This is a genomic window from Psychrobacter sp. TB20-MNA-CIBAN-0197, assembly GCF_040309765.1.
GTDB lineage: Bacteria > Pseudomonadota > Gammaproteobacteria > Pseudomonadales > Moraxellaceae > Psychrobacter > Psychrobacter submarinus.
In genome coordinates this window covers 1-238 of sequence record NZ_JBEOPC010001340.1, presented here as the reverse complement: position 1 = coordinate 238, position 238 = coordinate 1, and the positions used below count along the sequence as shown (strand labels likewise).

1 pseudogene is annotated in these 238 nt (G+C 47.9%); it reads left to right on the top strand.

What is annotated here, in order from left to right:
* Positions 1 to 238, top strand: a pseudogene (locus AAEY83_RS18310) (LysR family transcriptional regulator); the annotation flags it as partial.

The window sequence follows — 238 nt, the reverse complement described above, 5'->3', positions numbered from 1 at the left end:
AGGCAATAGCATGGTGGCAACGCCAAAGGCACTATCGCTGCAACAACCTATTGACGAGATATTAAAGCAGTTGGAAGTATTATTAGAGCCGGAGGTATTTACGCCGCAAACCTATAAAGGCGTCTTTACGATTAGCGCGACCGACTATGCGACGCAGGCATTATTGCCGCAATTGTTTCATATAACGCGCCGTGAAGCGCCTGATTTAAAATTGATCGTGCGCGACTTCGCCTTGGAC